This is a genomic window from Bradyrhizobium sp. 137 (genome assembly GCF_023074095.1).
Classification (GTDB): domain Bacteria; phylum Pseudomonadota; class Alphaproteobacteria; order Rhizobiales; family Xanthobacteraceae; genus Bradyrhizobium.
On the sequence record NZ_JADPKU010000125.1, the window covers coordinates 1 to 784 of the forward strand.

At 62.4% G+C, this 784-nt stretch carries 1 protein-coding gene; it reads right to left on the bottom strand.

The annotated features are described in order from the left end of the window. Positions 1-767: IS5 family transposase (locus tag IVA78_RS31160; RefSeq protein ID WP_247469329.1), on the bottom strand; the 767-nt coding region annotated here is incomplete at its 3' end. Between the last annotated feature and the right edge of the window lie 17 nt (positions 768-784).

Consider the following 784-nt stretch of genomic DNA (forward strand, 5'->3'; position numbering starts at 1 on the left):
AGATGGGCGGCGAGCAGCCAAGCGAGCTCGGTAGCGGCAGAGCGTTCGAAGTCTTTGGAGAGGCGCCGGCATCTTCCGAACCATGCAAAGGTGCGCTCGACGACCCAGCGCCTGGGCAGGAGCTGGAAGCCTTTGACGCCGTGCGGTCGCTCGACGATCTCGATTGTCCAGGGCCCGCAGTCTGAGAGTGCGTTGACGAGCTGTTTGCCGCGATAGATTCGGTCGGCAAAGACATGCTGAAGCCTCGGAAAGCGGCCTCGCAAATCTTCCAACAGGGGCACGGCGCCATGGACATCCTGAATGTTGGCGGGATGAACATATGCGGCCAACAAGAGACCGTTGGTGTCGGTCACGATATGGCGCTTGCGCCCATGGAGGCGCTTGCCGGCGTCGAATCCGCGTGGACCGCCGGCCTCCGTCGTCGAGGCGGTCTGGCTATCGATCACGGCCGCAGTCGGTTTGGGCTTTCGTCCCAGTTGCCGGCGCGCCTTCGGAACTAGAGATTCGACAATCTCCTGCCATCTGCCTGTGTCGCGCCAAGCGTAAAAATAGCCCTGCACTGTCGAGTATGGCGGGAACCCCTTCGGCAAGGCTCGCCATTGGCAGCCACTCCACAGGACATAGAAGATCGCCTGGACGATCTCGCGCAAATCGACCTCCCGCGGCCGACCCAATCGCCGTCGCGGCGGCATCTTCCGGGCGATCAGCGCCCATTCGGCATCGGTCAGATCGCTTGCGTAACGCAGTCCATCGCGCTGATACTGGATGCGAGCGGTTTTGGTCC